21 protein-coding genes and 1 tRNA gene are annotated in these 23,472 nt (G+C 63.8%); 15 read left to right on the plus strand and 7 right to left on the minus strand.

Annotated features, from left to right (window positions below):
* Positions 1-13 precede the first annotated feature (13 nt).
* Together BKA07_RS10745 and BKA07_RS10750 are read left to right on the plus strand one after the other, a co-directional pair.
* A complete protein-coding gene (locus tag BKA07_RS10745) occupies positions 14-757 on the plus strand; it encodes an SDR family oxidoreductase (protein ID WP_167950893.1) in 744 nt (247 codons plus the stop codon).
* A gap of 78 nt (positions 758-835) precedes the next feature.
* A complete protein-coding gene (locus BKA07_RS10750; protein ID WP_167950894.1) occupies positions 836-2,035 on the plus strand; it encodes an acetyl-CoA C-acyltransferase in 1,200 nt (399 codons plus the stop codon).
* A 4-nt stretch (positions 2,036-2,039) separates the two neighbouring features.
* Here the strand turns inward: BKA07_RS10750 and BKA07_RS10755 are convergent, their stop codons facing one another.
* Positions 2,040-4,493, minus strand: a complete 2,454-nt coding sequence (locus BKA07_RS10755; protein WP_245161922.1) for an HNH endonuclease signature motif containing protein — start codon at positions 4,491-4,493, stop codon at positions 2,040-2,042.
* 321 nt (positions 4,494-4,814) lie between these two features.
* On the opposite strand from BKA07_RS10755, the gene BKA07_RS10760 reads away from it, so the two are divergent.
* The 4 genes from BKA07_RS10760 to BKA07_RS10775 all read left to right on the plus strand — a co-directional run bounded on the left by BKA07_RS10760 (position 4,815) and on the right by BKA07_RS10775 (position 8,803).
* Positions 4,815-6,131 carry an MATE family efflux transporter gene (locus tag BKA07_RS10760; protein WP_167950895.1) on the plus strand — a complete coding sequence of 439 codons (1,317 nt, stop codon included), beginning with the start codon at positions 4,815-4,817 and terminating at the stop codon, positions 6,129-6,131.
* On the plus strand, positions 6,128-6,808 hold the full coding sequence (locus tag BKA07_RS10765; RefSeq protein ID WP_167950896.1) for a GNAT family N-acetyltransferase: 681 nt from the start codon (positions 6,128-6,130) through the stop codon (positions 6,806-6,808). The genes BKA07_RS10760 and BKA07_RS10765 overlap by 4 nt, the downstream gene beginning before the upstream one ends.
* Before the next feature lie 125 nt (positions 6,809-6,933).
* Positions 6,934-8,148 carry a metal-dependent hydrolase family protein gene (locus BKA07_RS10770; RefSeq protein ID WP_167950897.1) on the plus strand — a complete coding sequence of 405 codons (1,215 nt, stop codon included), beginning with the start codon at positions 6,934-6,936 and terminating at the stop codon, positions 8,146-8,148.
* Positions 8,149-8,302: 154 nt separating this feature from the next.
* Positions 8,303-8,803, plus strand: a complete 501-nt coding sequence (locus tag BKA07_RS10775) for a DedA family protein (RefSeq protein ID WP_167950898.1) — start codon at positions 8,303-8,305, stop codon at positions 8,801-8,803.
* Between the two features lie 69 nt (positions 8,804-8,872).
* Here BKA07_RS10775 and BKA07_RS10780 read toward each other — a convergent pair whose 3' ends face one another.
* Positions 8,873-10,273, minus strand: coding sequence for a sugar porter family MFS transporter (locus BKA07_RS10780; RefSeq protein ID WP_167953127.1), 1,401 nt, complete (start codon positions 10,271-10,273; stop codon positions 8,873-8,875).
* Positions 10,274-10,550: 277 nt separating this feature from the next.
* Here BKA07_RS10780 and BKA07_RS19020 point away from each other — a divergent pair, with 277 nt between their 5' ends.
* Both BKA07_RS19020 and BKA07_RS10790 read left to right on the plus strand, forming a co-directional pair.
* Entirely contained in the window at positions 10,551-10,925 is a 375-nt protein-coding gene (locus tag BKA07_RS19020; protein WP_209043942.1) for a hypothetical protein, read from the plus strand.
* Entirely contained in the window at positions 10,922-12,175 is a 1,254-nt protein-coding gene (locus BKA07_RS10790) for an MFS transporter (protein WP_167950899.1), read from the plus strand. Before BKA07_RS19020 ends, BKA07_RS10790 begins: the two co-directional genes overlap by 4 nt.
* Before the next feature lie 121 nt (positions 12,176-12,296).
* Here BKA07_RS10790 and BKA07_RS10795 read toward each other — a convergent pair.
* Positions 12,297-12,370: transfer RNA gene (locus BKA07_RS10795), tRNA-Pro, on the minus strand.
* Positions 12,371-12,602: 232 nt separating this feature from the next.
* On the opposite strand from BKA07_RS10795, the gene gcvH reads away from it, so the two are divergent.
* The 4 genes from gcvH to BKA07_RS10815 are packed head-to-tail and all read left to right on the plus strand — an operon-like array spanning position 12,603 to position 15,852.
* Positions 12,603-13,007: a glycine cleavage system protein GcvH gene (gene gcvH / locus BKA07_RS10800; RefSeq protein WP_167950900.1), complete on the plus strand. Its 405-nt coding sequence runs from the start codon at positions 12,603-12,605 to the stop codon at positions 13,005-13,007.
* Complete coding sequence (locus tag BKA07_RS19805; protein WP_342449034.1) at positions 13,007-13,951, plus strand: FHA domain-containing protein; 945 nt, start codon at positions 13,007-13,009, stop codon at positions 13,949-13,951. Before gcvH ends, BKA07_RS19805 begins: the two co-directional genes overlap by 1 nt.
* A 52-nt stretch (positions 13,952-14,003) precedes the next feature.
* Complete coding sequence (locus tag BKA07_RS10810; protein WP_245161924.1) at positions 14,004-14,447, plus strand: bifunctional nuclease family protein; 444 nt, start codon at positions 14,004-14,006, stop codon at positions 14,445-14,447.
* A 10-nt stretch (positions 14,448-14,457) separates the two neighbouring features.
* The gene (locus BKA07_RS10815) at positions 14,458-15,852 is read left to right on the plus strand and encodes a class II 3-deoxy-7-phosphoheptulonate synthase (RefSeq protein ID WP_167950902.1); all 1,395 of its coding nucleotides are present in this window, start codon (positions 14,458-14,460) and stop codon (positions 15,850-15,852) included.
* Between the two features lie 85 nt (positions 15,853-15,937).
* Here BKA07_RS10815 and pknB read toward each other — a convergent pair whose 3' ends face one another.
* Together pknB and BKA07_RS10825 are read right to left on the minus strand one after the other, a co-directional pair.
* Entirely contained in the window at positions 15,938-17,953 is a 2,016-nt protein-coding gene (gene pknB, locus BKA07_RS10820; protein WP_167950903.1) for a Stk1 family PASTA domain-containing Ser/Thr kinase, read from the minus strand.
* Positions 17,950-19,176, minus strand: coding sequence for a LysM peptidoglycan-binding domain-containing protein (locus BKA07_RS10825; protein ID WP_167950904.1), 1,227 nt, complete (start codon positions 19,174-19,176; stop codon positions 17,950-17,952). Before BKA07_RS10825 ends, pknB begins: the two co-directional genes overlap by 4 nt.
* Before the next feature lie 128 nt (positions 19,177-19,304).
* Here BKA07_RS10825 and BKA07_RS10830 point away from each other — a divergent pair, with 128 nt between their 5' ends.
* The gene (locus BKA07_RS10830; RefSeq protein WP_167950905.1) at positions 19,305-19,655 is read left to right on the plus strand and encodes an Rv2175c family DNA-binding protein; all 351 of its coding nucleotides are present in this window, start codon (positions 19,305-19,307) and stop codon (positions 19,653-19,655) included.
* A 75-nt stretch (positions 19,656-19,730) separates the two neighbouring features.
* On the opposite strand, the gene BKA07_RS10835 is transcribed toward BKA07_RS10830, so the two are convergent.
* Positions 19,731-20,870, minus strand: coding sequence for a polyprenyl synthetase family protein (locus BKA07_RS10835; RefSeq protein ID WP_167950906.1), 1,140 nt, complete (start codon positions 20,868-20,870; stop codon positions 19,731-19,733).
* Entirely contained in the window at positions 20,867-21,388 is a 522-nt protein-coding gene (locus BKA07_RS10840) for a hypothetical protein (RefSeq protein WP_167950907.1), read from the minus strand. Before BKA07_RS10840 ends, BKA07_RS10835 begins: the two co-directional genes overlap by 4 nt.
* Before the next feature lie 87 nt (positions 21,389-21,475).
* Here BKA07_RS10840 and dinB point away from each other — a divergent pair, with 87 nt between their 5' ends.
* Both dinB and BKA07_RS10850 read left to right on the plus strand, forming a co-directional pair.
* The gene (dinB, locus tag BKA07_RS10845) at positions 21,476-22,714 is read left to right on the plus strand and encodes a DNA polymerase IV (protein WP_167950908.1); all 1,239 of its coding nucleotides are present in this window, start codon (positions 21,476-21,478) and stop codon (positions 22,712-22,714) included.
* 129 nt (positions 22,715-22,843) lie between these two features.
* Positions 22,844-23,254, plus strand: a complete 411-nt coding sequence (locus BKA07_RS10850) for a DUF3040 domain-containing protein (protein WP_167950909.1) — start codon at positions 22,844-22,846, stop codon at positions 23,252-23,254.
* The last annotated feature ends 218 nt before the right edge of the window (positions 23,255-23,472 follow it).

A 23,472-nucleotide genomic window follows, 5' to 3' on the forward strand; every position in this document is an offset into this window, starting at 1 on the left:
GAGGATCATCGTCATGACTCGGACAGCAATCGTCACCGGAGGCGGCCGCGGCATCGGAGCCGCCATCGCCCAGCGCCTGGCCCGTGATGGAATGAACGTTGCCATCCTCGATATGGGCTCGACAGACGAAACCGTCAGGGCGATTGAAGCCGCCGGCGTCAAGGGGCTGGGCGTCGACACGGACGTCTCAGACGAAGCCTCCGTCGAATCTGCCGTGAAAACCGTTGCCGACACCCTCGGCGCTCCCACCGTCCTCGTCAACAATGCCGGAATTCTGCGAGACAACCTGCTCTTCAAGATGACTCATGAGGAATTTCAGAAGGTCCTCTCCGTCCACCTCGGCGGAGCGTTCCTGATGACCAAGGCCGTCCAGTCCTACATGGTCGAGGCGAAGTACGGACGAATCGTGTCGATGTCCTCGACCTCGGCGCTGGGCAACCGCGGGCAGACCAACTACTCTGCGGCCAAGGCCGGGATCCAGGGAATCACGAAGACCTGGGCGATCGAGCTCGGCAAATTCGGCGTCACTGCCAACGCGATCGCACCCGGCCTCATCGAAACCGACATGACCAAGGCTACTGCCGAGCGAGTGGGCGTGAACTACGAGGACTTCATCGCTGCCGGCGTCGGCCAGATTCCGGTGGCGCGCACCGGCAAGCCCGATGACATCGCCCATACGGCTTCCTTCCTCGCCTCCGAGGGGGCCGGATTCGTCTCGGGACAGGTCATCTACGTGGCCGGAGGGCCGAAGGCCTGACCGGTCCGACTCACTGCTCCCATTACCACTCCTGCGGCGAACTCAGGTCCGGCGCACATCACTGAAGAAAGGCTCGTCATGCGCGAAGCAGTCATCGTCTCCACAGCCAGAACCCCGATCGGAAAAGCTTACAAGGGGGCCTTCAACGATACCCAGGCTCAGGAATTGGCGGGTCATGCCGTTGCCAACGCCGTCTCCCGAGCGGGCCTTGAAGGAAGCGAAGTCGAAGATGTCATCCTCGGTGCCGCCCTGCAGCAGGGCAGCCAGTCGACCAACATCGGTCGGCAGGCAGCACTGCGGGCCGGTCTTCCCACGACGGTTCCAGGAATGACGATCGACCGACAGTGCTCCTCGGGCCTGATGGGAATCGCGACCGCTGCCAAGCAGATCCTCTTCGATGGTCAGGAGGTCGCGGTCGGCGGCGGCGTCGAATCGGTGTCGCTGGTGCAGAACGACAAGATGAACATGTACCGGGCACAGGACCCATGGCTGGTCGAGCGTGTTCCCGGGATCTACTATCCGATGCTCGCCACCGCCGAGGTGGTCGCCGAGCGCTACAGCGTCAGCCGCGAAGCGCAGGACGAGTATTCGCTGTCCTCCCAGCAGCGGACTGCAGCCGCACAGGAGGCCGGTCGATTCGATGATGAGATCGTGCCCCTGCCGACGACGAAGATCGTCGTCGACAAGGAGACGAAGGCGACGTCACAGGAGGAGGTGAGGCTCGACCGTGACGAGGGGAACCGTCCGTCGACGACGCTGGAGAGCCTGGCGGGGTTGAACCCGGTGCTCAAGCCCGGCGACGCCTCGCAGGTGCCGAGCATCACGGCCGGCAATGCTTCACAGCTGTCCGATGGTGCCTCGGCCTCGGTTCTGATGTCGGGTGAGGAGGCGAGCCGACGTGGCCTGGAACCCCTGGGCATCTATCGCGGCATGGCGGTCGCCGGCTGTGATCCCGACGAAATGGGAATCGGCCCGGTCTTCGCGATTCCCAAACTGCTCAAGGCTCAGGGGCTGTCGATCGATGACATCGGACTCTGGGAGCTCAACGAAGCGTTCGCTGTTCAGGCACTGTACTGCCGGGAACGTCTGGGAATCGATCCCGAGAAGTACAACGTCGACGGCGGCGGCATCTCGGTCGGACACCCGTACGGAATGACCGGCGCCCGCTTGGTCGGTCACGCACTCATCGAGGGACGTCGTCGTGGAGTCAAATACGTCGTCGTGACGATGTGCATCGGCGGCGGGCAGGGCGCGGCAGGTCTGTTCGAAGTCTGCTGAGCCGTCAGAACGGTGGTGGTTCGCCCGAGTCCCAGAACCACCGTTTCCGGTCGGGGCGCCCGGAGAAGGGGTCGATGTATTCGACCCAGCCGGGGGCCCGGGCGCCTTCGGCAGGAGCAACCATCGGCGGTGCTGTCTGTCGCCGCTCGGCTTGAGACTGTTCGGTCGGTGACGGAGCGGTCTGAGACTGTTCGGTCGTAGGCTGCCCGGTTTGAGACTGTTCGGTCGGTTGCTTCTCTTGTCTCGTCGGTGCGGTCGGAAGATATTTCTGACTGTCGGCAGGGGGAGCAGCCGGCGGTGACGTCGCGAAGTATTTGAGGAAGAGCCTGGCATGTTCGACGTTGATCGGATTGTCGGGTGGCAGCACCTCGGTGGTGACTCCGTGCTTGAAGATGTACTCGAGCCGGCCGGGTTCGGCCATTCTGACCGAGAATTTTCGGTCCGTCTTCGCCTGGTGGTGGAGTCGGCAGAGATTGTGGAGGTTGCCGAACCGGGTCGGTCCGCCCTGGTCAGGATTGTCGTGGTCGAAGGGAACGATGTGGTCGACCTCGGTGACATCGGCACGCCGGGTGCATCCGGGTGCCGTGCAGTTCATCCACTGCGCGGCGAGGGTCTGTCGAATGCTGTTCGGGATCGTGTAGCTGGTCGCCTTCGCATCCAGGGGCGTGCCGGTTGCGGGATCGGTGAGGATCCGCGTCCAGGTCGATGAAAAGCCGGCGAGCCTGCGGGCCATGTCCGCTGGGAGGGGTGAGCCGTCAGGCAGCATGCCTGCCAAGTCGCACACATTGGCCGCTGTCGACGCCTCTTCTGCCCGGTTCGCTGTCGATCCCGCGGCCGTTTCGGCCAGATTGTTGATACCGGCAGCGTCTTTCGTCTCTGTCTGAGGCCCGACGGCATCGGCTGGGCCGACATCGTCGTTGTTCTCTCCCGGGGTCTGATTGAGCAAGCTCAGCATCGGAACGGTGATGGTCGTTCGGGCCTGCCGGGACAACCACGCCTCATTCGTGGGCATGTCGAGGAGGATCTCGTAATCGACTGTGGTCATCGCACCGTCGTCTGTGCATGAAGAATCGGTTTCGGGACTTCCATAGAACGAGCTGCCGGGTGAGGGGTGGCTGTTCATGATGGCATCAGCGAATCGACGGTCGTGCATCTGACCTTCGGACACTGCCCGCCCCTGACCTTCGGAGGCGACCGCCGGCTTCTCTTCGTCGTGCAGTTGCCCGAATGTCCGTTCGATGTAGTCGGACAGGGACTCCTCCGGACTCACCGGAACGCCGTCCGGGTCGACGAAGAGGCCGTCAATGGGGAAGTCGGTGCTCGAGGAGGCGCCGGTCGTGGTGTTGTTGCTGGTGATCCGAAGCTTCAGCTGGGGTCGGGTTCGAGTGAGTATGTCGAGCATGAGCGCATCGATGCCGCGATCGTCATCGAATCTGTCGCTGGGACGCAGCTGGTCGCCGAATGCTCCGACGTTTCCGGTGTAGACGGCGCGGGCGAACGCTTCGACCCGCCTGTAGCATGCGTGGAGCTCGGGCGAGGGACCCGTGAGGGTGAGGTAGGCGGTACCGTCATCCCCCGTGCTGATGTCGACTCGGCGACGGACTGCGACCTTTTCCAGGGTCGCCTGTGCCGGTTGGATCGACTCGATCTTGAGGGCGAGCGAGCGTTTGAAGGTTTCGATGGTGATGTCTGCGCGTCTGTCGGCCAGATAGTCGTCGATGCTCGGCAGATGCCTGAATTCGACGTCGCGGCAGCGGCGGGTGACGAACGCGACGTGTTCGATGGTGAAATCGCCGTCGCTGCAGCGCTGATGGAACTTGGGCAGGCCGTGGACCAAGGTCATCGCGGAGGTGATGTGTTTGTAAGCCCCGGAAGTGGTGGCGCCGAGGAGCGCGGAGTACTCACTGATGTCGTCGGGCCACGCGTATTGATGCGTCCAGCCGTTGAAGGTCGACGTGGGAACGAAAGCGGGGAAGTCGGGCAGGGGTGCTGGCCGCTGACGACTCTCACTGGCCTGCCGCCGCTGACGACGCAGCCTGCGTCCCGCTCCGCGGTCCTTCTTCCGCTTCGATTTGGGGGAGTGTCCGACGGTGGGCTTTGCAGCCGTGTCAGTCGCATTCGACGTGCGGCTGGTCTTCGGGCGGGGAATGGGCCTGGGGTTGTCGCCTTCGCTGTGTCGACGGAGAGTCTCTGCGACGGTAGCGAAGTCATAGGGAACGGTCAGGTCGGGGCTTGCGAGGCCGAGGTAATGCGCAACTTCTCGGACGAAGATCGCACTGGTGGCGTCCAGAGCCGCGAGCTGTGCCTGGTCGCTGTGTGAGTAGGCTGCCAGAAGATCGCCGAATGGAGAGTCCTCGTCGATGTCGAGGCGACGGCCGTTGGGTGCCGCCGAGGCGGATCCATCCGGAGGCGGAACTGAACGTGAATTGTCGTCATTGCCATCGTCCATTCGCTTCATCGTTCGGCCTCCTCTCCACTGCCCTGTGGATCTGTTCTGTGGCTCTGCTCGATCGTGCCTGCTCTTAGACCAATCATACCTGGTAAGTAGACTTAAGTTGATAACAATCCGAATACAAATAGTACTGAAATAGTACTAAAGCTCGAATCAATCGATCGATTGAGTATCGTCGAGTCCCATTGAATGCATGTCCATTCGAGTTTGAATAGTCCGAATTCGTTTGTTCTCAGATGCTCTCATTCGCCACTGACACGACGCGCCCACCAAGTGGTATGACACGGGGCATGCGACTCGCAGCGCACGATTCGTTAGACTCGATTCGTGGCAGCGATCGACAAGGACATCCTCTGGTTGGCACTTCCGGCTCTCGGGGCGCTGATCGCCGAACCCGTCTTCCTGCTCTCGGACACGGCCATGGTGGGCCACCTCGGCGCCGGTGCGCTCGGATCGCTGGCTATCGCATCGACGATTCTGCAGACGGTGTTGGGCCTGATGATCTTCCTCGCCTACGCCACGACCCCACGAGTGGCCAAGCGGATCGGAGCGGGGGACCGGTCGGGTGCCATCAACGCCGGTTTCGACGGGATCTGGCTCGCTCTGTGCACCTCGGCGCTGCTGCTCGTCGTCGGCCTGCCTCTGCTCAAGCCACTCATCGCCGCGTTCGACCCCGGTGCGGACATCGCCCAGGGCGCGCAGTCCTACCTCGCCATCTCCTGGTGGGGCCTGCCGTTCATGCTCGTCGTCATCGCCGCCACCGGACTTCTGCGTGGACTCCAAGACACTCGGACGCCACTTGTGGTGGCGGCTGTCGGATGCATCGCCAACATCGGGCTCAACGCGATCTTCATCTACGGCCTCGGCATGGGAGTCGCCGGGTCGGCGCTCGGCACAGTCATCGCCCAAGCCGGCATGTGCTCCGTCTACGTGCTGATCTCGGTCAGGGCGGCGCGGCGATTCCACGCCACTTTGCGCCCCGACTGGTCCGGTGTGCTCTCCTCGGCGAAGACCTCCGGATGGCTGTTGGTCCGCAACGCCTCCCTGCGCGCGGCCCTGATCATCCTCGTCTTCCTCGCCACGGCGATGGGCACGACCGAGCTCGCCGCGATCCAGGTCGCCCAGAGCCTCTTCTTCGCTCTGGCGCTCGCCCTCGACTCCCTGGCCATCGCAGGCCAGGCCCTGATCGGGCTGCAGTTGGGAGCACGGAACGTCACCGCAGTGGGCGCCATCAACCGACGGCTGTGCCTCTGGGGAATCGTCTTCGGGGTCGCGATCGGGATCATTCTCTTCGCCGGTGCCGGAATCATCCCACGCGGATTCTCATCGGCTCCGGACGTCGTCGCGCAGTTGACGAGTCTCCTTCCCGTCCTCGCGCTGAGCATGCCCATCGCCGGCTACGTCTTCGTCCTCGACGGAGTCCTCATGGGCGCCGAAGATGCGCGATATCTCGCTCTGGCACAATTGGCGGCAGTCGGCGGATACGCGGTCCTGCTGATTCCCGTCGTTGTGTACCTGCCCGGTGCACTGTGGCTGTGGGCCGCGTTCTGCATCGGCTTCGTCGGTCTCCGGGCGCTGACATTGGGATGGAGAGTGCGCAACCACGACTGGATCGATCGTGCGGTCGAGAAAGGAATCTCATGAACGAACGTCAGAACCATACTGCCGCCGAAGCGGATCGCCGGAGCGAGCTCAGGTCCCGGATCCGTCCACTGGGCGATGAGACCCCCGACGAGGTGTTCCTGCCGTTCCTCGATCTGTGCTTCAACTGGTCGATGGACAAGCCGCGCGTCGAAATCTCCGAACTCATCGAGCGCGATGACGCCGCCTTCTACTTCAAGGACTGGGGACGCAACGGCGACATCGCCGTGGCCGCCTATGCTCCTGACCCGAGTGCAGACACATCCGACGGGCCGGGGCCCGGCGACGCGAACTCCGCCGACAGCGCCGGACCGGACTCGGACTCGAGATCAGGCCCGGAGGTCGTCGGCCTCGCCTGGCTGCGTCTGGCAGCGATCGAGGGCGTGATCGAGAAGTCGGATGACACCGACTCCGAGGCGGGATTGCGTTTCACCGGCTACGGCTGGGTGGCGGCGGACATCCCCGAGCTGTCGCTGGCGGTCCTGCCCGGGTATCAGTCCCAGGGGATCGGCGGCATGCTCCTCGACGTCGTGAGCACCCTGGCGAGGATGAGCGGCTTCCAGGCGATCAGCCTCTCGGTCGAGGACGGCAACGAGGCGGCGCGCCTCTACGCCGACCACGGCTTCGTCGCAGTCGGGCGCAACGGGGACTCCGACGTGCTCGTCAGAAGACTCGGATGAAAGACTGTTGGTGCCCGAGGGAACCATCCGAGGCAGAATGACGCGACGCAGACGTCCGTGATAGAGGTGAGCCACGGGCATCGCGCACGTGGTCCGAACGATTTTCAATGACGAGGAGAGAGCCAATGGTCACAGTTTTCAAGAATGCCAAGGTCTTCGACGGAACCCGGTTCCTGGTGGGCCTGCGAGACGTCGTCGTCGACGGGGGAGAGGTCACTGCGGTCACCGAAGGTGGTCAGGGCTCGCACGACGCCAGCGCAGACTACGTCGACTGTGCAGGCAAGACCCTCATCCCCGGCGTCATCGACTGCCATGTGCATCTGATGAGCACAGGCGCCAGCGACTCCTCGTCGTTCCACGACCCGTTCTCCCTGCAGTTCTACAACTCCGTGGCCCAGATGGAGAGGACGCTCAAAGGCGGTGTGACCACCGTCCGCGATGCGGGCGGCACCGATCTCGGCGCCAAGGTCGCGATCGAGACGGGAGTCGTCCGCGGGCCACGCATGTCGATCGCGGTCAACATCATGTCCCAGACCGGCGGTCACGGAGATTTCCACCTGGTCTCGGGAGCGGACTCACCGTTCATGGCCCCACACCCGGGCAGGCCCTCGGGTGTTGCGGACGGACTCGAGGGCGTGCAGCGCAAAACCCGTGAACTGCTGCGGGCAGGTGCCGATCACATCAAGATCTGTTCGACCGGAGGCGTGCTCTCGCCCCGGGACGATCCTCGGCACTCCCAGTTCACCGAGGCGGAGATCGCCGTCATCGTCGCCGAGGCGGCGGCCCAGGGCGCCCACGTCATGTCCCATGCCCAGGGTGCACCGGGAATCAAGAATGCGGTCCGCGCCGGTGTGCGCTCGATCGAACACGGCATCTACCTCGACGACGAAGCCATCGACCTGATGCTCGATAACGGCACGTACCTGGTCCCGACCCTGCAGGCTCCCCAGGCAGTGATCAAGTCCGCCGAGGCGGGTTCGGCGCTGCCCCAGTCCGTGGTCGACAAGGCCCACGCCGTCATCGAGGCGCACTATGCGTCGATCGCGAAGGCCCATGAGGCCGGCATCAGGATTGCTCTGGGCACCGATGCCGGCGTCGGGCCGCACGGTGAGAACCTCGAGGAGATCAGCCTCCTGGCCGGGGTCGGCCTGTCCACCGGAGAGGCACTGGCGGCGGGCACCTCCGTCGCTGCCGATCTGCTCGGTCACGACATGGTCGGTCGCATCGGTGAGGGCGCGCTCGCCGACCTCGTTGTGGTCGACGGCGATCTCAGCACCGAGGACGTCAGAGGAATCGAGGACCGCGTGAACTCCGTGTATCAGGGCGGAGAACTCGTCTGAGACGGACAGCCGCGCAGCCGTGTACGTGAGTCTGTGCAGGCCGACGTGCACGGCTGCGCGAGAACCAGGTGAGGGAAGGCTGGCCTCACCTGGCGTACAATTGCGGTGTGAGCATCAGAAGCCATCCGTACCAGGGCGGAGTCAGTGATTCGGGATGAATCCTCTGGACTGGTCGTTTCCCATCGCCGTCACATGGTTGATCCTCTTCGGCATCATTCTGGCCCGCGCGGGCGGAACCTTCCTGCTGGGACGGTTGGCGCGCAGGGGGTTCCGGAAGATCGACCGCATCGACACGATCATGTCCGGACCGAAGTACCGCAAGGCTGAAGCCATGATCGAGCGATGGGGTGCACCGGTGATCGTCGTCAGCTTCCTCATGGTCGGAGTGCAGACCGTGCTGAACCTGGCTGCGGGCACGACCGGGATGAGCTACCGTCGCTACATTCCCGCGCTCGCCGTCGGCGGGTCACTGTGGGCCCTCATCTACTCGACCGTCGGACTCATCGGATTCAAGGCACTGGTCACGGCCTATGCAGCGGCCCCCGGTCTGACCGTCGGAGTCGGAGCCTGCTTCGTGCTGGCGATCGTCGGGCTGGTCATCGGACTGAAGAAGAAGGACGACCAGCCCGAACCGGTCGTCAATCCCCGGGCCTGAACCGCCTCGGCAGGAACGAACGACGCACCGCCTCGGGGCAGAAACGGACGACGCGCCGCCTCGGCGGACTCAGATCCGAGGACGGGTCTCGAGATCTTCGGTCATGTCCTCGAGCTCGATTCCCTTCGTCTCGGGCACCTTCCACCAGACGAAGAAGAACGACAGCACTGCGAAGAACGCATAGAAGCCATAGGCGAAGGTCAGGCTGATATCGGAGAAGACCGGGAACGTCGTCGAGATGGCGAAGTTCGCGATCCACTGCGCCGCGGCGGCCACGGCGAGGGCTCCGGCGCGGATGCGGTTGGGGAACATCTCGCCCAGGAGCACCCACACCAAAGGTCCCCACGTGGTGCCGAAACCGACGACGAACACGTTCGCCGAGATCAAGGCGATGATCGACCATGGAGCATCAAGCTGGGCATCCGTCGTGCCGTCGGCGAGTGTGGTCAGCTGCGCGAACGAGAATGCGACCGCCATCATCGCCAGGGAGATCCCCATCAGGAACGAGCCTGCCAACAGCATCTTCCGGCGTCCGACCTTGTCGACGAGGAGGATCGCCAGGATCGTGACGATGATGTTCGTCACCGAGGTGATGACCGACGTCAGGAGGGCACTGGATTCGTCGAATCCGACCGACTTCCACAGCGTCGTCGAGTAGTAGAAGATGACGTTGATGCCGACGAACTGCTGGAATACCGACAGGAGGATTCCGATCCAGACTATCGGTTTGAGGCCGAACCGTCTGCCGATGAGGTCTCTGAACGACTCCTTGTCTTCCCGTCGGATCGAATCGCGGATCCGTTCGATGAGGGAATCGGTGTCCGTGACACCGGTGAAGACATGCAGAATCCGTGCGGCCTCTTCCTCCCTGCCGCGGGCGACGAGGAACCTCGGCGATTCGGGGAGCCCCAGCGCCATGAGCCCGTAGACCAGAGCCGGGAGCGCCTCGACCATGAACATCCAACGCCAGGTCTCGATCCCGAACCACAGCGGATCTGCGGCTCCTCCGGAGATCGAGGCGAGAAGCGCATTCGACAGGAGCGCGACGAAGATGCCGGTGACGATCGCCAGCTGCTGCAGCGAACCGAGGCGTCCGCGGACTCTGGCGGGGGACACCTCGGCGATATAGGCGGGAGCGATGACGGAAGCGGCACCGACGCCGAGCCCGCCGACCATCCGCCAGATGATGAGGTCGGTGACTCCGAACGCCAGGCCCGATCCGACGGCAGAGACGAAGAACAGAATCGCGGCGACGACCATGACCGGGAGCCGCCCGTACCGGTTGGCCAGGGAGCCCGCGAACCAGGCTCCGAGTGCGCACGCGAGCAGCGCCGAGGAGACCGCGAAGCCCTTCAGGCCTGCGTTGAGGGCGAATTCTTCGGCCAGTGCGTCAACGGCACCGTTGATGACGGAAGTGTCGAAGCCGAAGAGGAAACCGCCGAGTGCTGCGGCCAGCGAGATTCCCACGATGCGGGAATTCACCCGCTCCCTGCCGTGCAGCCTGCCGTCGGGCGAGGGGTCGTTCTGGGCCAAGGGTGTCTCCTCCAGTGGGTGCCATTCGGCGCGAGGCGCGAATGTGATGTCGATGTGAACCAAGCGTATTCCACCACGGCAGTGCTGAGCACGCGACCGTCCCTCAGACGAGTCGCCGCGCGGTTCGGTCCCGATTGTCAGTAGAGTGGTCCCACATCAACGCCGACGAGCTCGATGGAACTCGTCATCACCATCGTGAGAAAGGGACCGCCGGATGGCTGTTGCCTGGTGGAGCATTCTCCCGTTCGCCCTGCTGCTGGCCTGCATCGCGGTTCTGCCGTTGATCCCGGCGACCGAGAAGATCTGGGACCGCAATCTCGTCAAGCTCGTCGTGGCCCTCGTGCTCGGTGTTCCCATCGCCGTGTGGTTCGTCATCGGCGGCTATGTCGTGTGGTCATTGACCCACCTCGTTTCGATACTGGCGTCGATGGTGCTGCTGTTCATGACCGAAGGCGTGTGGTGGAAGCAGCTCGGAGTCCTCGCCGCCCTGCTCGTGCTAGGGAAGGCAGGTATGAACGTACGCGCGGGGCGAGCCGAAGCGAAGATGGCAGCTGCCTCGGGCGATCGGGCGAGCGAGCGCGGCGAATGACGGCGGCACCGAGGTCCGGTTTCCGTGCGGTGGCCGGCGTCGGACTCTACTTCAGCTGCAACGGACTCGTGTTCGCGGCGCTGCTTCCCTGGTATCCGCTCTTGGTCGAACGACTGGGCCTCAGCGATTGGCAATTCGGCCTCATCGTGGCCTCATTCGCTTTCGGTGCGATCGTCTCCTCCGTTGTGCCGGCCCGCCTCATCTCCCGATTCGGAGCCAATGCCGTCGTCGTGGCAGGCACCGTCCTCCTCGGACTCGCAGCCGCCGCCACGGCGTGGTCCGTCAACGGATGGATGATGGCAGCCTGCCTGTTCTTCGTGGGGTTCTTCGATGCCATCGTGGATGTGGCGCAGAACGTGGTCGGCATCTCGGTGCAGGAGAGCCTGTCCCGCACCGTTCTCTCGTCCATGCACGCACTGTGGAGTCTGGGCGGGCTGGTCAGCGGTGCGGCCGCCACCGCGGCGGCAGCCGAGGGAATGGATATGAGAGTGCACCTGGCGCTGATCGCGGTGATCTCGATCATCGTGATCCTTCTCGCCCGCCGAATGGTCGGAGACACGGCGAGAGCCAGACGACTGGCGGACTCCGGAACCGATTCCGACGCCGAGGCGGCGGCCGGTGGGCGGACCGACACCGAGACGACCTCCGGTGAGTCGAGTTCGGATCGGGCGAAGCATCGTTCGAAGCGCGCCGTCGTTCTGATGGCCCTGCCATTGGCCGTAGTGGCCATCTGCGGAACTGCAGTCGAGGACATCGCCAACAACTGGTCGGCGATCGCCGCCGTCGAATTCGGCGGTGTTCGCGCAGCAGCGGCCGGAATCGCCTTCAGCGTGGTCATCGGCAGTCAGTGCCTCGGCCGGTTCAGCGGGGACCTCCTGGTGCAGCGGTTCGGCGCGAGTCGAATCGCTCGCATCGGTGGAGGCTGCATCGCTCTCGGCGGGGTGGGCGTCGTCACGGCGAGCGAGCCGTTTGTGCTGCTGGCGGGCCTGGCGCTGATGGGGTACGGATCGGCGACACTCGTTCCAGGTGCGCTCGGTGCCGCGGCGCACATTCCCGGAGTGGGCAGGGCCGGAGGGGTTACGCTCGTCAACTGGATCATGAGGGTCGGGTTCCTGGGAACGAGCCCTCTCATCGGAGTCATCGCGAGCACAGCGAACCTGCGCTGGGGGCTGTCATTGCTCATCCTCATCGGAGTGGTCACGATGATCTTCTCGGGCCGGCTGGACCGTCCGGCCGGCCGTTGCGCCTAACCGGATCTCGTGCTGCATAACCGGATCAGAAAGCGACATGCACGGGTCAGAAACTGGCCGCGTCAGAAATAAGAAATGTCCCACGTCATCGAGTGAACGATGACGTGAGACATCACAAATGTCGGGCTAGCGGGATTTGAACCCACGACCTCTTCACCCCCAGTGAAGCGCGCTACCAAGCTGCGCTATAGCCCGTTGCCTTGCTGCATCGTCGAGCAACGAGACCCAGCCTATAACGATCCTCGGCCAAGTACCAAAACTGCGTTTCGTGACCTCGAAAAAACAGGTATCATCCCAGGTAGTCACGTGAAAGACGAGCGCGAATCCGGGTCAGGTCCGAGGATCGGTAACATTTCTGTTTCGTGATTGTTATGAAAGCACCCCAGGCGGCTATGCTTGGAGGACCAACAAGCAAAGAGGAGTCGACATGGCAAACCTGGGCAATCCAGCGTCCTTGCGATACTCGCGCGACCACGAATGGGTCGAGACGACGGAGAACAAGGCGGTTGTCCGTGTGGGTATCACCGATTTCGCCCAGGAGCAGCTGGGCGATGTCGTCTATGTCGATCTTCCTGCCGTCGGCGATGCGATCACCGCTGGAGAATCCTGTGGCGAGGTTGAGAGCACGAAGAGCGTGTCCGACCTCGTCTCACCTGTGTCCGGTTCGATCACAGAGGTCAATGAGGCGCTTGATGACGCCCCGGAGACCGTGAATACCTCCCCGTACGAGGACGGTTGGATGTATCTCGTCGAGCTCAGCGACCCCGAGCAGGTCGGAACCATGTTGAGCAGCGAGCAGTACGAAGAGTTCATTCAGAGCGAGGAGGCATGATGTCCCAGAACAACGATCAAGGTCGTCCCAACCCCTCGCAGACTTGGTATGACAATGGCGAGGTGCCGCAGTCGAAGAAGTTCCCGTTCGGCGCCGACGCGGGCGAGGGAAGCACCGGCCCCGAAACGCGGCACAATCCTATCGTCGACCCCTATGGGCATAATGGCGGCAGTCAGGACAACGGTCAGCACAGCTTCGCCTCGCCTGGCCAGCAGGGTGCACCGAGCCCTCAGCAGACACCGCCCTACGGTCAGCAGCAGGTCAACAACGGACCGCAGGCGCCGCAGTACCCCAATGCCCCACAGCAGTCGGGTGGTCAACAGGCGCCGTTCAACGGTGATCAGCGAGGGCATCAGCAGCCTCAGGGCCAGTATCCGCAGCAGCAGGGAGGACGCCCACAGGGCGGCTACCCGCTGAACGGTCAGCCCCAAGGCGGCTACGGCCCGCAGGGGGCGAACGGTCAGGGTGGTCAGCCGCAGTACGGCAACCAGCCGCAGACGCCGCAGGGAGCGAACAGCCAGGGTCAGCAGCAGGGCAATGACGGGGCGAACACCAGCGACTCCGGCAGCCAGCAGTTCCAAGGCATTCTGGACCCCCACACCGGTGAGATCCACCCGGTTCCCGACCTCGAAGGTCTGCAGGACACCGACGCGCTTCTCGTCGTCGTCTCCGGACCGGACTCCGGTTCGCAGATCCTGCTCGACACCGATGTGGTGACAGTGGGGCGCAGCCCGAACGCCGACATCTTCCTCGACGATGTCACGGTCTCGCGCAAGCATGCGGAATTCATTCGGACTCCGAGCGGATTCACGCTGCGCGACACGGGCTCACTCAACGGAACATATGTGGGCCGGCAGCTGATCGATTCCATTGAACTGCAGAACGGAGCCGATGTGCAGATCGGCAAGTTCCGGATGATTTTCCAGCAGCGTCCGCGCTCCTGACCGGGGGATAATGTCAAACGTCGAAGTTGAGGTTGTTGGTGTCCGCATCGAAATGCCCGCCAATCAGCCGATCCTTTTGCTCAAAGCAACAGAGCCTGCCTACTACCTGCCGATCTGGGTGGGAGCCATCGAAGCGAATGCACTCTCGATCGCACAGCGGGGCCTGACCCCGCCGCGTCCGATGGCTCATGCCCTTCTGCTCGATACGCTCGAAGCCTATGAGGCGTCATTGGCCGATGTCACGATCACCGGTCGGGACGGGCAGATCTTCCTGGCCGAGCTGCATACGAACGATGGGAAGTCGATCTCCGCTCGGCCCTCGGACGCGGTGACACTGGCGCTGACGGCGTCGTGTCCTGTATACGTCGACTCGGAACTTCTCGAAGAAGCCGGAATCGAAGCGCCCGAAGCCGACGAGGAGGAAGTCGCCCAGTTCAGGGACTTCCTCGACAACGTGTCGGCCGAAGACTTCGAAAGCGGCCCCGAAACACCATGAAAGTACGATTGTGAGCCTTCATATCGATCCGGTATTCGCCAACAGTGACAGTGCCCCGGCAGGCACGAACAATCTCACCGGTCTTGATGACTGGCGTGAGATGGATCCGCAACAGCAGCCGACCTATCTCGATGGGCCGGCGCTCGATGATGCGCTGAGCAGCCTGAGCGACTCTCCACCACTGATCTTCGCCGGTGAGGCCGACGTGCTCAAGCAGCGCATTGCTGCCGCTTCCCGCGGTGAGGCCTTCGTCCTCGCCGGCGGTGACTGCGCCGAGTCCTTCGCCGACGCTCAAGCCGATAAGATCCGTGCCAGGGTTCAGACCGTGCTGCAGATGGCAGCGGTGCTCACCTACGGCGGTTCGATGCCGGTCGTCAAGCTCGGTCGTATGGCGGGCCAGTTCGCCAAGCCGCGGTCCGCGGACATGGAGACCCGCGAGGGTGTCACACTTCCTTCGTACCGAGGCGACATCGTCAACGGCTATGAATTCACCGAGGCGTCACGCCGTCACGATCCCGCGCGACTGCTGCAGGCATACCACGTCTCCGCTTCCACGCTCAATCTGATCCGTGCCTTCACCCAGGGCGGGTTCGCAGACCTGCGACTCGTCCACGAGTGGAACCGTGGGTTCCTGACATCCAACCCCGGCTACCAGCGCTATGAGCAGACCGCGCGCGAGATCGATCGTGCGATTCGCTTCATGGACGCATGCGGGGCCGACTTCGACGCCCTGAAGACGACCGAGTTCTATGCCGCACACGAGGCTCTTCTGCTCGAATACGAGCGGGCGCTGACACGTATCGATTCGCGCACCGGTCAGGCCTACGATGTGTCCGGACACTTCCTGTGGATCGGGGAGCGCACCCGCGACATCGATGGTGCGCACGTGGACTTCCTGTCGAAGGTCCGCAACCCCATCGGCGTCAAGCTCGGCCCGACGGCCACCGCGGATGAGGCTCTGACTCTGGCCGAGAAGCTCGACCCTGACGCCGAGCCGGGGCGACTGACGTTCGTGACTCGCATGGGCGCGGGAAAGATCACCGAGGCGCTGCCGGAGCTGCTCTCCGGGATCGGGGATCGTCTTCCGCATGTGACCTGGGTCTGCGATCCCATGCACGGCAACACCATCACGTCGAACACGGGGTACAAGACGCGCCGGTTCGAAGACGTCATGGCCGAAGTCGAAGGATTCTTCAACGCGCATCAGGATGCCGGAACCGTTCCCGGCGGACTCCACATCGAACTCACCGGCGATGACGTCACGGAGATCATGGGCGGAGCGACGGAGATCGACGATGAGGGGCTTCGCCGCCGCTACGAGACCCTCGTCGACCCCCGGCTCAATCACGACCAGTCACTGGAGATGGCCTTCCAGGTCGCCGAATACCTCACCCGCCGCAGCTGAGGCGAAATGACCACCGGCTGATCCGAAACCGATGGCCCTGCGATCTGATCGCAGGGCCATCGGTTCGTTCCGGACTCGGAGGGACTCAGTCGTCCTTCTTCTTGTCCTCGTCCTTCTTGCTGTCCTTGCCGTCGTCCTTCTTCTTCTCGTCCTTCTTGTCGTCGTTGTCCTCGTCCTTTTTCTCCTCGCCCTTGGAGACGCGGACGATGATGAGGGAGTTGTCCGGCTTCGACTTCGAGCTCGTCGGCCACTGCGAGACGATCTTCCCCTTCGGGACGTCGTCGGAGAAGACCTCGTCCTTGCCGACACGGAATCCGCGCTTGGCCAGGGTGGCATAGGCCGCGTCGAAGGTCAGCCCTTCGACATTGGGAACGGGGATGGGCTTTTCGCCCCTGGAGACGACGAGATCGACCTCGCTGTCCTTCGACAGCTCCTCACCGGACTTCTTTGAAGCCGAAATGACGACGTCCTGGTCGACCGAGTCGCTGTACTGCTCATCGACCTTCCCGACTGCCAGATCGGCCTTTTTCAGCGCCGCCTCGGCGTCTTCTGTGTTGAGGCCTTCGAGTTTGGGCACCTCGAACATCTCTTCGCCCTTGGACACGACGACCGTGACGGTCGAATCCGGTGCGAGTTCGGACCCGCCGACCGGTTGTGTGCCGATGACGGTGCCGGCCGGGACGCTGTCGTCGTAGACCTTCTTCGGTTGCGTCTCGAGTCCGGTCTCCTCGATCTGCGAGGTCACCTCGTCCAAGTCTTTGCCCGCAAGCTCTGCAGGCACGATCGACGTGGGAGCCGGCAGATTCGCGATGACCAGCCAGGCGATGAGGACCAGGACGAGCAGCCCCGCGCCGATGGTCGTCGCCAGTCGCCGTCGGCGCCTGCGCACTGGTGCCGAACTCGCCGAGGCGGCGCCGGCGGCAGCCGCGGTCGCAGACTTGTCGTCGTGGCTGTGTTTCTCGTCGCCCTCGTCGTGGTCCTGTCCGTCGTCGGTGTCATGGTCGGAGTTCGGGCCGACACCAGCACCGGCACCTGCAGCCGCGGCACCGTCGTCCGTGTCGTCGTCGACCACGTCGGTTTCCTCCGCTGTGCCGGACTCCTCTTCCGCCGCCTCCTCCTCATCGTCATCATCGAGATAGGGGATCTCGTCGGTGCGTGATCGCTTCTCCTTGGGAGCATCGGCTCCGAGGGCGATGCTCGCGGTCAGCGCGGAGGAGTGCTTACCCGGTTCCGCGTCGGGGTCGCCGAAATCGAGCTCGCTTTCGTTCATCTCCGCGTGTGCCTCGGCGAGGGCATTGCGGAACTGAGAGGCGTCGTCGGGGCGATCCTCGGGATCCTTCGACGTCGCCCACAGGACCAGGGCGTCGAGGAGGGGGCTGAGGCCGGTGACCTGTTCCGAGGGAGGAGGAACGGAGTCGTGGACATGCCGGTAGGCGACCTGGATGGGGACGTCGTCCGTGTACGGCTGCATCCCGGTGAGCATCTCGTAGAACATGATGCCGACGGTGTAGAGGTCGGTGCGGGCGTCTGCCCCGGTACGAGTGACGAGCTCCGGTGCCACGTACCCGACCGTGCCGATCAGCGTCTTCGTCGTGGTCGCCGTCGTCACGGCGCGCGCCAGACCGAAGTCCGCGAGCTTGACCTGCCCGTCGGTGCCGAGGAGCACGTTGTCGGGCTTGAGGTCGCGGTGGATGATTCCCGTGGAATGGACGGCCTCGAGAGCGGCGAGGATCGCATCGAGGACGACGATCGCCTGTCTCGGAGTGAACGTTGCCCGATGCTTGAGCTCGCGGCGCAGAGTCACCGAGGGCAGGTACTCCATCACCAGGTAGACGGTGTCGCCGTCGCGAGCCTGGTCGTGGATGGCGACGAGGTTCGGGTGGGTCAGCCGCCCGGCATTGATCGCTTCGCGTCGGAACCGTTCGACGAAGGTCTCATCGCCGATCAGGTGCTCATGCATGACCTTGATCGCGATCTCACGGTCGAGTCTCAGATCCGTTCCCCGATAGACCATCGCCATGCCGCCGCGAGCGATCTTCGCGTCGATGCGGTACCTGTCGTTGAGGACGGTGCCGATGAGCGGGTCCTTGCGGGCACTCATGGTGCGTCCTGCATTCGCTGCCGCTGCATCTGCACGGCACGGACGAAGGCCTTCGTCTCGGGCAGCATACCCTGAGATCTGACCGAGCGCAGATCCTGATAGTAGCCGGCCAGTGCTTCGTTCTCGGATTCGGCTGTCTCGACGAGCCATCCCAGGATGACGGTGCCGGCCACGATGTTGTCGGAGAGGTCGAGGAGGTCGAGGGCGCGGCCGACGATGTCGCTGGCCCACCGTCCCGACCGAGGAGCGACCTGCATGATGCCGACGGCGTTTCCCGCAGAGACCGTTGTGTGCTGGAACCCCGACTCCTGCGCGGCGACTGCCTGCATGAGTCCAGGATCGGCACCGAGATCCTCAGCGATCGAGGCGACGAGCAGGCGTGCCTGTGCCGGAGCCTGGTGACGTCTTTGGAGCAGAGTGAATTTGTTCAGTCGGGCAGCCCTGAGCACATCGGGCCGGACGTCTTCGACCTGGGCGCTGGTGGCCACGTGTGGAATGTTGTCCGGAGGCTCGGGGGCAGTGCGATGGGGGCGTGCGGTCGAGTCCCGGAGGAGCAGAAGCTCGCCGACTCTGAGGAGCGAATCGTCTCCCATCGAGTTCGCGCGGCGAAGGGTTCCGGGCGACATCTGATGCCGGGCCGCGATCCCCTGCAGCGTTTCGCCCGGCGCCACCACATGGGAGGGATCGGTGTCGGGCAGGTCGTTCTTCTCCGGCAGGGACAGCACCTGGCCCTGATGCAGGTTCTGCCGGGGCGAGATCCGGTTGAGTTCGGCCAGTGCCGGCACTGAGACGCCGTGTCTGCTGGCGACTCCGTACAGGGTGTCACCATCCCGGGTCTTGTAGGTTCGGCCCCCGTGGGTGACCGGAACGGTTTCGCCATTGGTGCCGGACGTCCACTGCGGTCCCGATTGTTCGGCCCGCGGTGGGACCTGTCCGGCCTGCGGGGACTGTCCGGCCCGCGGTGGGTTTTCGCCGGCCTGCGATGGATCCTGTCCGGCCTGGAGGGAGTCGACGAGACCGCTGCCATCCGCGTCATCGGTCACAGGGTCAGTTGACGAAGAAGTGGAGGCGGTCCCGGGGACGCCGGAGTCGGCGTCGTCGAGTTCCGTGGGGACGGAGTCGGCGAAGCCCGGAATGGGCCCGGTGGAGTTCACCTTCGAAGCAGCACGGATGTCAGGAGCGGCGGTGATGGGCACCTGAGAATTCCGTCGCGTACGTGTCATCTGTCACCTGTTGGCTTCATATCGGATGGGGAAGTTTCACACCCAGAGTATCGAGTGCCCGGCTCACACCCGAGCATTCACCTCCGCATGGCGGGGTGTTTCTCTCAGAGATTGCTACGCTTGAGGGTGTGAATACGGAAGAACTCGTCCAGGATTGGGCCACACTGCCAGATATCGCGGAATCGACAGGTCTGAGCATCACGCAGGTGCGCAGACTCATGGAGGATGGTGCGATCTGCGGCTACAAGCACGGGGAGCCGAAGGTCATGCGCGTGCCGACGGCGTTCTTCGTCGATGGTGAGGTGCTGACTCCGCTGAAGGGGACTCTGAGCACATTGCGCGATGCCGGCTTCGACGACCAAGAGGCCATCGCCTGGCTGTTCACCCCGGACGAATCGCTGCCAGGTCGCCCCATCGATCTGCTGCGGGTCGGCAATCGCAAAGAGGTCAGGCGTCGGGCACAGGCACTAGCGTTCTGAATCACCTTATCGCTTGTCGCCTTTCGGCTTCGAGCCTGGCGGAAGGTGCGGGCCCCTCGGCTCTTGCGAGGGGCTTCAGCTCTTGCGGTAGCTCAGGGTCTCCGCGAATTCCGTGAGCTGCTGCTGCACCGCGGGACCGATCCTGGTTCTGCTCGCTTGGGCGCCGGCCCCGTCTGTCGCCCACTCCCGCACGATCGACAGGGCCTCTTCGTGCTTGGCCCGAATTGAGGACTCGACGGCCTCGAGGCCACCGGCGTCTGTGAGCATCGCCATGCATTCACTGACCTCGGTGTCCGAGAGGTTCGGATCTCCCAGACGCTTCGCCAGAATGTGTGCCTGAGCGCGCGAGAGGTTCTTCACGCTCTCCGCGATGAGAACCGTGCGTTTGCCTTCTCGGATGTCATCCCCGGCGGGTTTTCCCGTGGCAGCGGGGTCGCCGAATACGCCGAGGACGTCATCGCGCAGTTGGAAGGCCTGGCCGAGGGGCAGTCCGAACCGGGAGATCTCCTTCAGCTGTTCTTCGTCTGCTCCGCCCAGTGCTGCGCCGAGGAGGAGTGGCTGTTCGACCGAGTACTTCGCCGATTTGAAGCTCAGCACCTCCCATGCCCGTTCAGCGAGGCGTTCGTCCTCGAGCGGGATGACCTCGGCGAGGACATCGAGGTACTGTCCGACCATGACATCTCGTCTGAGTGTGGCCCGAAGCTCCCGTGTCAGGGCAGTGATGCCCAACGTCGACTGCGATGTCTCGAACAGCTCTTCGCTGAGTGCGAGGCAGATGTCTCCGATGACGATGGCGGCTGAGACGCCGAACGATTCGTCGTCGCCTTGGTAGCGATGTCGACCGTGAAGTGCTTCGAACTGTCTGTGCAGAGCGAGTCGGCCGCGACGCGTGTCGGAGTGGTCGATGACGTCGTCGTGGATGAGCGCGGCGGCGTGGAGCAGCTCCAGGGAGCCGGCCGCCTCGGCGACTCCTGGCTTGAGGCGTTCCCAATCGGGGTCGTCGCCGACGGCCAGCTGGAAACCCCACCACAGGAGCACCGGCCGCACCATCTTCCCGCCCCTGGTGAATTCGAACAGGGCCTGACCGATGTCGTCGGCGTCGGGGGAGATCGCGGCGAACTCGTCTGCCTTCGTGTCGAGGAACCCTTCGATCCTGCTCGATACCGTGGAAGCGATGGTCCTCGGTGAGTCGAGAGCGTCGATGAGGTGCGTCATGGAACGATGTTCCCGCCGACAGTGACGATCGAGGTCTTCTTCTCGGAGGGGTCGTTCGCAATCGTGACGACGAGCAGTCCTTCATCGTCCTTGTTGCGGAAGTTCACGACCTGCGCGCTCTTCGTCTTGACCTCGTCGCCGTACGACTCGAAGCCGGCCTTCTTCAGGGCCTTCGTGTAGTACTCGAAGATGTCCTTCGGTTCGGCCTCGGCGCTCATGACCAGGCTCACCTGCTCGAGCTTGCCCGAATCGGCTCCGTTCTCGGCCTTTGCACGCGAGCTGGACAGTACGGTCGAGTCCGGGTAGGGCTTGAGGTACTTCGGCAGGTCCTCGACGTCGGTGGAGGCCGCCGCGGACTTCTCGCTCGGCTGTTCGCCGTCTTCGGATTCCGATTGCGCGGACGACGACGCAGCGGCCGAGGACTGAGCCTGCTCGGCCGCAGGTGTTTCCCCTGCCGTGTCGTCTCCCGGCCCCGAACATCCGGCGAGGATGAGAGCTGCGGCGAGTGGAAATGTCATGACAGTGGCGCGCGATACCATGTCTACAGACTACCCGGACTGACCGGCGGGAGCCGAAAGGGGCCAACGCGAACGGATGGGGGCTCGATGAGTCGTAAACAGCTGGCACGATCCGGAGGGGATCTGAGCCGTCTCGGCGCGGATGACACCGGTGCCACTATGCTCCACCTCGACATGGACTCATTCTTCGTCTCGGTCGAGCTTCTCAGCCGTCCGGAACTCCTCGGTCGTCCCGTGATCGTGGGTGGTCGGAGCGGACGCGGAGTCGTGGTGTCGGCCAGCTACGAGGCTCGCGAGTTCGGAGTCCATGCCGCCATGCCGATGGCGCGGGCGATGAATCTGTGTCCCTTCGCCGAGGTGATCCCTCCTTCGCACGGTCTCTACTCCACATTTTCACAGACGGTATTCGACCTCGTGGCGCAGGTGACTCCGGACTTCTGGCAGGTCAGCGTCGACGAAGCCTATATCGACGTCTCCGGTGCCGTGCGCAGGCTGGGGTCTCCGGCCCTGATCACATCCGAGCTGAGAGCGGAGATCGCTGCCCGGACCGGTTTGCGAGCCTCGGTCGGAATCGCCGGGAGTCGAGTCGTTGCGAAACTCGCCTCGACCCGTGCCAAACCGAATGGGCAGCTGCTGGTTCCGTTGGCCTCGACTCAGGAGTTCCTCGATCCGATGCCGATTGAGGCTCTTCCCGGGGTCGGGGAGAAGACCCGAGAGGCGTTCTTCAGATACGGGATCCGCCTCATCGGGGATCTGGCAGCCGTCGACGAGGCCTGGGCCGGGCGGGTCTTCGGCGCACACGGCCATCACCTGTGGCGCGGCGCCCACGGGTGGGATTCGCACGGGATGGACAGACAGGTCAAGGACCGATCGATCAGCGCCGAACACACCTTCGGCGAAGACGTGTGGGATCTGAGCCAGCTCGAGCACGAACTGCTGCGATTGACCGACAAGGTCGCACACCGGGTCAGAGCCGACGGCAAGGTCGCTACGACCCTGGGACTCAAATACAGGTTGGGGGATTTCACAACGTTGTCGCGATCGGTCACCCTGGAGGCTCCGACCGATCTGGCTCAGGAGATGTACGAGGCACTGCGCCCGGCGATGAGGGATCTGCGGGCGCAGAGGTCGAAGGGCGTGCGCCTGCTGGGCGTGCGAGCCGCCGGTCTGATGGATTTCACGGTCAGCGGCAGACAGGCGAGATTGGATGAGGCCGAACATTCGGGCAGGGAGGCCGAGGTGGCTCTCGACGATGTGCGGAGAAAATTCGGGACGGCCGCGATCTCACAGGCCTCACTGCTCAGCAGGCACCCGAATTCCGAATAGCCGGTGAGGTGCGCCATAGTCTGAGGACGCAGTGGGAATCCGGGCGATGCCAGGCTCCCGAGATGTTTTTTCAGTGTTCAGAGACTATGATTGTGTCATCAGGCCAGAGTAAGGAAACGGGGGTTCGAAATGCCACTCTCCGATCACGAACAGCAGCTGCTCGATCAGTTGGAGAAGCAGCTTCGCAGTGAAGACCCACGTTTCGCACGCAATATCTCGGAAACCCAGGCCGCAGCCACTGGACCGGGGTTCTCCGCGAAGCGATTCGTGGTGGGAATTCTGCTCACGCTGGTGGGGCTTGCAGCGACGATCTTCGCCATCTGGATGGTGGCGAACAGCGCCTGGTGGATCGCCCTCGGCGTCGTCGGCTTCGGTCTCATGGTTGTCGGGATGTACTGGGCGTTCAGCCGCCCACGCCAGATCGGCGACAAGTCGAAGCGCACTCAGTCCGCGAACGGTTCCAAGTCCGAGGCGAAGGGTCCGTCCGGTTTCATGAACCGCCTCGAAGACCGGTGGGAGAAGCGCCAACGCGGCGAATGATTTGACCCTGAGCCGCGTCTGCGCCGTGGCAGTAGGAATTCTTCTGTCATTGCACCCGCCCGGGAGCCAAGCGTCCTCATCATTGAGGGCGCTTTTTCGTTGCCAGGATCTCTCCGAACCTGCCCGCCGGGCAGGTGCCTTCGGCCTTGCAGCCCCGGTAGCGGCGAGCCGGCTGGGCAAGCGCCTTCCGCTCCGCGGCCGTGCCGGCTGCGAACCCG

Source organism: Brevibacterium marinum, assembly GCF_011927955.1.
Taxonomy (GTDB): domain Bacteria; phylum Actinomycetota; class Actinomycetes; order Actinomycetales; family Brevibacteriaceae; genus Brevibacterium; species Brevibacterium marinum.